General features: G+C 31.7%; 10 protein-coding genes. 1 reads left to right on the top strand and 9 read right to left on the bottom strand.

The window, feature by feature from the left end; genetic code table 11:
• Nucleotides 1-360: 360 nt before the first annotated feature.
• The 3 genes from ACZ76X_RS28810 to ACZ76X_RS28800 form a co-directional block, all read right to left on the bottom strand.
• Nucleotides 361-723: a type II toxin-antitoxin system RnlB family antitoxin gene (locus tag ACZ76X_RS28810; RefSeq protein ID WP_479852452.1), complete on the bottom strand. Its 363-nt coding sequence runs from the start codon at nucleotides 721-723 to the stop codon at nucleotides 361-363.
• Between the two features lie 12 nt (nucleotides 724-735).
• Nucleotides 736-2,178 (bottom strand): ribonuclease H1 domain-containing protein, encoded by a 1,443-nt coding sequence (locus ACZ76X_RS28805; protein ID WP_479852451.1) that lies wholly within the window; start codon nucleotides 2,176-2,178, stop codon nucleotides 736-738.
• Nucleotides 2,179-2,480: 302 nt separating this feature from the next.
• Nucleotides 2,481-2,783 carry a hypothetical protein gene (locus ACZ76X_RS28800; RefSeq protein ID WP_479852450.1) on the bottom strand — a complete coding sequence of 101 codons (303 nt, stop codon included), beginning with the start codon at nucleotides 2,781-2,783 and terminating at the stop codon, nucleotides 2,481-2,483.
• Nucleotides 2,784-3,022: 239 nt separating this feature from the next.
• On the opposite strand from ACZ76X_RS28800, the gene ACZ76X_RS28795 reads away from it, so the two are divergent.
• Nucleotides 3,023-3,154 (top strand): hypothetical protein, encoded by a 132-nt coding sequence (locus tag ACZ76X_RS28795; protein WP_270705906.1) that lies wholly within the window; start codon nucleotides 3,023-3,025, stop codon nucleotides 3,152-3,154.
• A 56-nt stretch (nucleotides 3,155-3,210) separates the two neighbouring features.
• Here the strand turns inward: ACZ76X_RS28795 and ACZ76X_RS28790 are convergent, their stop codons facing one another.
• The 6 genes from ACZ76X_RS28790 to ACZ76X_RS28765 form a co-directional block, all read right to left on the bottom strand.
• Entirely contained in the window at nucleotides 3,211-3,597 is a 387-nt protein-coding gene (locus ACZ76X_RS28790; RefSeq protein ID WP_479852449.1) for a hypothetical protein, read from the bottom strand.
• Between the two features lie 307 nt (nucleotides 3,598-3,904).
• Nucleotides 3,905-4,705, bottom strand: coding sequence for a rolling circle replication-associated protein (locus tag ACZ76X_RS28785; protein ID WP_479852448.1), 801 nt, complete (start codon nucleotides 4,703-4,705; stop codon nucleotides 3,905-3,907).
• Nucleotides 4,706-5,070: 365 nt separating this feature from the next.
• Nucleotides 5,071-5,283: a hypothetical protein gene (locus ACZ76X_RS28780; protein ID WP_479852447.1), complete on the bottom strand. Its 213-nt coding sequence runs from the start codon at nucleotides 5,281-5,283 to the stop codon at nucleotides 5,071-5,073.
• A gap of 305 nt (nucleotides 5,284-5,588) precedes the next feature.
• Nucleotides 5,589-5,789 (bottom strand): hypothetical protein, encoded by a 201-nt coding sequence (locus ACZ76X_RS28775; RefSeq protein WP_479852446.1) that lies wholly within the window; start codon nucleotides 5,787-5,789, stop codon nucleotides 5,589-5,591.
• Between the two features lie 64 nt (nucleotides 5,790-5,853).
• Nucleotides 5,854-6,414 carry a ribbon-helix-helix domain-containing protein gene (locus tag ACZ76X_RS28770; protein ID WP_479852445.1) on the bottom strand — a complete coding sequence of 187 codons (561 nt, stop codon included), beginning with the start codon at nucleotides 6,412-6,414 and terminating at the stop codon, nucleotides 5,854-5,856.
• 300 nt (nucleotides 6,415-6,714) lie between these two features.
• Nucleotides 6,715-6,894 carry a hypothetical protein gene (locus tag ACZ76X_RS28765; RefSeq protein WP_479852444.1) on the bottom strand — a complete coding sequence of 60 codons (180 nt, stop codon included), beginning with the start codon at nucleotides 6,892-6,894 and terminating at the stop codon, nucleotides 6,715-6,717.
• Between the last annotated feature and the right edge of the window lie 284 nt (nucleotides 6,895-7,178).

Here is a 7,178-nt window from a genome sequence, read left to right as displayed (position 1 = left end):
TTCGCAAAATATATATAGCGATTCCTTCCGGATCGGCTGCTGCTTTACCCTTATCCCGGCTATTTTCGTGTGAATTTATGTAATAACGTTTAAAGGATTCTTTATCGCTCTTTTTATCCTTTTTGGTAGCCTTATTGGAAGACATTCCCAACGACCAAGAAAGTGCATAAAGGGCGTTTTTATTACGGAAAACTGGGCGCCGCTGTGAAAATCACCCTTATAAACATTTACAAGCGGGGGGATGCCCTGTGGGAAACATAATAAAGATGATCTTATTTCAACTAATTATCTAATAAATAATTAACATTTCTAAAACAAAAAAAGAGTAAGCATATCGCCTACTCTTTTTAAAAATTAATTCTATATAGAAATACCACGAAGTAACAGCTTCTTTTGACTATTATTCAAAATAGAATTATTAATTATATTAGGATACTTCCTTAACGCCTCATTTGCTTTCACCCTTAAGCCGTTTTTCCTCTCAATACATACAACATGTAAAGAAGTATAATCAATTTTCCCATCTTTACATGTTAACTCCACAAATCTATCTGAATTATTACCAACGTGTAATATGCTATCTACAATTAATTTTCCTGTACATTCCAATCCAACTTCAATTTCAAAATTCCTAATTAAACTTAAAGGATTTTCTGAACTTAAAGTTGTTAACAGAGCAAAATATGAAGAGTCATTTAAACGTTCAAGCAAAACGTTTTGCATAAATTACACCTCCTAAAATACGGTATAATATTTATCTATTAACTCTAAATTACTAATTATCAATCCTCTTGCTTCTTCCATCGTTTTAAGAAGCCTAGTTAATCCATCCTTATTCCAATGGTTTAATGTATGTCTATTGTTATAATAAAAATTATATAACTCATTAATATATTCTAACTCTCTAGCCTCAAATTTACCCTGATGTGCTGCCTGAAGATGATAAACTTCATCAATTTTATCAAAATACCCAAATCCAGATTTGTCATCATCTCTACTCATAATTCCCTTAAATATCAACATTTCATACATATAATATTCAATAGCTCTCAAAGAAGGTACTGCTAAATCTGTATAATCAGGTCTTGTTCCTTTTAACATTGTATTATAAACAGCTTGATTTAAAGTGTTGATTAATCTTTGATCATTTGTTTTAACTTTACTGAAATTAGGTAAATAATGGTTAAATTGCTTAGTGATTGCATCATTTTCAATAGTTACATCATGATAATCATTAAGTAATTCTACCACTTCACCCTTATCAGGTAAAAGTTCAACGACATATAACATTAATTGTTCAAGTAAACTAGACTGTTTTCCTTGAATATTAGTTAATCCACTACCATAACAAGAAACAACAACCTTATCTTTATTAAGAGATAAAGTAAAGTTTTCTGCACTTCTTGTATTTCCACCTGGTAAAACTTTAAGCTTATTTTCACTATCTTCCTGTAAAATAAGAAATATTTCTTGGAATTCTGTTGAAGTAATTCCAGTAACAGTAATGCAACCGTCAGAATTACTTTTTATTCCCTTTTGTAACAATGATTTTTTAGCTAATTGGTCTGCCATTTCATTATATTTAACACCTGAGTGAGCTTTTACTTTATAAAACTCAATATTTATACAGTGTCTCATACCATCAATAAACGCAACATAATCTTTTCCAATGTCTGACTTAGCATTCCAATTACCAACCGCCCATTCTTTAATGCCAGTATAATCATGGAATATTTTTATATTTTTATATCCATTATCAACAGCATGTGTTATAGCATTTTGTACACCTTTTATTTCACCAGCTACATTTTGACTTCCTACATTTTTTTCATCATTATCAGAACCTATTACTGAATCAATATCTTCCTTGTTATTTATCAAAACAATACCATATCCATAAGCTCCTGATTCTTTATCATAGCTTCCATCAACAACAGCAACTAATGTCTCATCATCCATTTCTTTTATAGTTTTTTCAATATCTAAATCACTATTTTCTACAACTACCTCAGAAAGCTGAGACGAATCACCTAAATATTCTTCAGCCGCTTCTTTAGTAGGAAATGATTTATAAACAGATCCACTAAATCCATTAGTTTGTTTCTGACATTCTGCCCATGTCTCATAAATCCCCGGTGTAAATCCAACCTTTACTGCATAATACTTTTTTTTAGCCAAAATTCAAATCCCCCTAAACATAATTTCATTTAATTATATATTTTGTCTACAATATCACGACATCAATTTATGTAACTATGCCTATAATATCTATCTGTTTTAATTAAGTACACAATAGAATCTTATAATAAAAAATTGAATTATAACCTTAATTGATTTTAAGTAGCTTAACGACGCCACTATGAATCCTAATTATCAATCAATACAAAAACACATAATTTATTTTAAGAAACCCTTAAGATTAAAAATAAAGCATCTAAACACCATTCAAATCCTGACCAGAACCTAAAATATTAACTTTATTAATTTATCTCAATTGTAAAAGAACTTTTCTTATCTTCCAGTACCTTCAAAGATGCTTCTACCTCTAATAATCTATTATTCATCAAACTTCTATTCGTTGTCGTCATATTGATATCGATATTATCAATACTCTTATTGACTGATTGTAAAATACCTTTCATTTCCGAAACATCTTCTTTTATTTTTCCAAGATCAGCTTTTAACACTTCTAAAAATACCTCCCGGCTATAAAACCTTTTATTCTTATTTTCGGTAAGTTCTTGAAGTTTTACTTCTACATCATCATTCTTTGTTTCTTTCATTTTTCTCCCTCACTCCCCTATTTTTAAAAAATCACAAAAAAAATTAAGGAAATACTTAAAAAAACCGAAATAAATAAGTATATTGCAATACATAAAAGTAGGTACGACACAAATAGTCGAATTTTCCACTATCAACCTATCTAAGATACAAAAACACCAAAATCATCAAAAAATGGTGAAAAAAAAAGAACATATTATTAAGGGTACTTTTCAGCACCCGAAAAAAAGGGGTGATAAAAATGGAATTCAAATCTAGAAAAACAGAAACGGAAAAGGAACTGTCTTTCAAAGTAAGCGACCGTGTTCTAATGGCAATAATTTCTGCGATTGCATCAGGAATTGGCACATTAGCATACAAACTATTCATGTAAAAGAGAAGAATGATAGGAGCATCCCACTGCTTCTATCATCTCTATCTACTAATATTCTACAATGAATAATGCTGTACTAGCATGTCATAACACTCTTTTGATGCATCATCACAAATTTGTTTCTTTATATCTTCATTACATAAAGCATAATCCTTAATAAACTTTCCAATATCCATACATCTATAAAAATTGCTTTGTTGCAAATACATACAATACTTCAATTTCAAAGCTATATGTACCAAACGAATTTTTTCAAATAAATCAACTTCCCTTTGAATTTTAAACCATGCGCTATTTTGTTCAGATACCAAATCAACATATGGACGAATGAATTGTTTATATTTCTTCGCTCTTGCATGTCTCTTTCTATGAATTTCTTCGTCTTCTTTAACACTTGAAATATACGTATATTCACATTCTTTGCAATATATTTGAACACTCATAGTAATATCCTCCATTTTAAAATTTCACGTAACGTAATGACAATAAAAAAAGAAAAACGATAATAAAAAAGATGTATGTAACAGAAAAAATATCCCTTCTGTCATACATCCTAAATCCTTTTATAACAACGCTCATTACTATTTCGAAACTATCCATTGCATATGACATTTCCAATATACTTTTTGTTGTCTTTTATGGTCCAATGTGATAACCTTTTTGTAGTTAATTTGTTTACAATTCATGTCTAAATGAATTTTTATAGCATTCGTTTAGCGCCAACTAAATGAATGAAATTTAATACTGAATTCAATCGCTCAAATTGAATTCTTTGAAAGTTGCTGTGCCGTTTCTATCCGTGTCGAAAGAATTGGTATAGCTTTCTTTTTTGCCTTCAACTTCCAATTTATGTAATATTCGTTCTGCTTCTTCGCCGTATATCCATTGTGGCTTTTCACAATTTTGACTTGTCTGATATAGTTTCTTTCCAATCAATCGTTCATCAACACCCGATTTTGTCATATACTTCACAACATAAGCGCCCACATTTCGAACATGCTCAATTCGATTGATCCGTACAAAACCATGTGACCACAATTTTTCTAATGTTTTATTTCTTATAAACAACGTGTTCATAATCAAATGAAAATGTACCGCGCCCCGTTCTTGGAACTCTATTACATAAGCATACTTCAAATCTACGCCTTTCTTTTGTTCTTCCACATATGAACGTAACTTCTTGAAAAACTGATTTATGTATCTTTTAGCTTTCGTTATATCTGTTAAATTATCCGCAAATGTCAGCGTCACAAACTTATCACCACTTGTGAAATTCGTATTGATTAAATCTATTAGTTCATTTCTTGCGCGATGTGTAGAGCGTCTCCGTGATTCTAGTTTCTTATCTAATACTTCACTCGCTCCAATTTCACCCGTTTCTTTATCTACGTGTAACCATTCATCTTTAATTTCATCGTAAATGTATGTAGGCTTGTCCCCTTTTCCTGTACTTTTAGGACGTGACAGACCAACCGCAACGGCTTCTTCGTATGTATAAAACTTTATTATATTTCCACATCGACGCATTCTCGTATTGTATAAGAATGCCATATTCCTTGTTTCACCTCTTTTTATTCTGACGAATCATACATAACACTCATGATAAGACCGCGTGTTATTCCTTCACCTGTTGGGTTACAAACCAAACCCAACGTTGTCTATTATACTATCAATTTTTTCACGTGTTAAAAACTACTTTTCCGTGAGTTAGCATTTTAAAAATCACCATCCAAGAACGGCTAAAACCCTTGGGATTATTGGGTTTAATCACTCTTATTGTAGTCTTGTTGAAAATACCAGTTGTGTGTCTACAGTCAAGTTAAGTAAAGAAGAAACTCGCTTCACTCATTTCCGACACCCAACAAGACTTGTTCACCGCACATTATTTAGTCGTATCCCATAAAAACCCAATCGTTTTAAACCTCTTTTATCTTTTGAGAATCCAAATGTTTGAAAAAAAATTCAAACGCTTGCTGCGTTAAATCTGTTTTGTTTTTAAATTGATCTGTTTCTGATAACTCATTTATTCTTGCTGCTATTTCTTGTGGTACACGGAATGCATAATGCACTTTTGGATTTTTCCCATCCGCTGGCTTCCTACCAACTTTTACATAATTTGCTTTTGTCATATCTTAAAACCTCCTAAAACAACGTAAAAACAATATATCATTTTGTGTTACGTAATTCAATGTAAATCTATAAAACTATTAAAAACCAATATCAAATCCCCCAACCCCCTTTTCCAAAGGGGACTCCCTCGCCGGTAGGCATTCCCCAAACGTATTGTTTGGGAAAGAACAAGAGGGTTTTGGTCTTGTGAGTCCATCAACTCCTTATGCTCACTTCGTTCCGCTACCGTTGACGAACGCCATGTGTTGACCTCCACTGCTTAAAAGTGAACAACAAAAAAGCTGATCCCTAGGAATCAACTTCTTTACTCATTATATTTAATTATTGTTTCTTCTAAATACTTAATAGCATTTTCAATGCCTTCTAAGCGCTCCATCATTTCTTGATGTAGTTCTTGCTTCATTTCCATTTCCATGCATTGCAAGATGATTTGCATTTCTTGTAGATGGGTTGATTTTCTTTCTGCCCTTTGATAAATCTCGTCTGCTGTTTCAAAATATCTCATGCATTCCCCACCTTTATTATTTTATCCTTATTTTTTTATATTCGTCACACCTTTCTTATATTCATCACATCTCATATTTATCGAACAACATATCTAACGCTATTTGTGTTAACACTGATTTATCTAAACGAGTTTTTGAACTCAAATTTTCTAAACGATCCGCAACATCGACATCAATAAAAACTGTCTTCCTTGCCTTTTCTGTTGCTCTATCAATATGCATTGCTAATTCAAAAAGACTCTTATCATGTTCCTTTGCCTGTATTGTCTTTTGTAATAACTCTTTTATCATTGTTATCTCGTTAGCTGTGAAATTATTGTCTGTTTGCTTATCACTTTTTAATTCTGATCCATTTTCTTTTACTTCAACTGGCTTTGGCGTTTGCTCTTTGTCTGTTTTACCCCTTCTTGTACCTTTGGGTGTAACAAAGTCAAAAATAGACACCTCGGAATTTGAATTATATGCATCTTTGTCCATGATTTTATATTCTTTTGCGCTATTGTCATAAGCAATACCAACTTGCTTTAATCCTGCGCGAAATCCCTTATCAGAAACATTTAAACCCTTCACGACTGTTGGTAACCCATCAATTTGTAACCTTTCATACACATCTTTCACTAACACGACTACACCTCATTTTACCTTTTTTATACAAACTAACTTTTATACTATTCGACACTTGATTGTAATTTCCTTTTGTCATTTTTACAAATAAATTCAACTCATTTGACAATATCATTATCACTTACTACAAATTAACTACAACTAAGTTTGAAGTATATTTGTACAAGGATTAAAATTATAAACTAATAAATTGCAATGATTTTCAAAGCAAACAAAAAAAGTCCACGCTCACAACATGGACTCCTCTTAAAATGATATATATAAACTACAAACAACCAACAACCAACCTAAGTTATAGTTCTATTGGTTTTCTTTTGGAATTTCTACTTTTGTAATTCGAATTAAGTCATTCGGATCAATCACACGCGCTTCAAACAATAAGTTAACCACAATTTCATACACATCATACTCAATGTCTTCTTTTACCACAAATAACGCTTGTCCACTGTTCCAAATATTAACCGTGTTGATATTTAGCATAGTTGGGTCAATTACCATTGCATCTTGTACATGTTCGCTAACAATTAACAGACGTCCAAGGAATAATAAACCTTGTCTTAACTCGTTTGTACATCCAAGCGTTGCAAATTCTTCCCGGGTACATTCACATCTACAACAAATGAACGTGTAATTTTCTTACTCATGATGTCATTTCCTTTCTAATCAGCAAATCCGATGTCTTCGCCAATCTTTGTGAATAAAAAAGAGAAACTTGTCCAGCCTTATAAATTACCCTCGCAAATTGGCTTTCGTCTTCCCTAAAT

This window comes from Bacillus sp. BC05(2025) (genome assembly GCF_056725905.1).
Note: the sequence above shows the minus strand (reverse complement) of the source record. Positions and strands in the feature narration are given on the sequence as shown.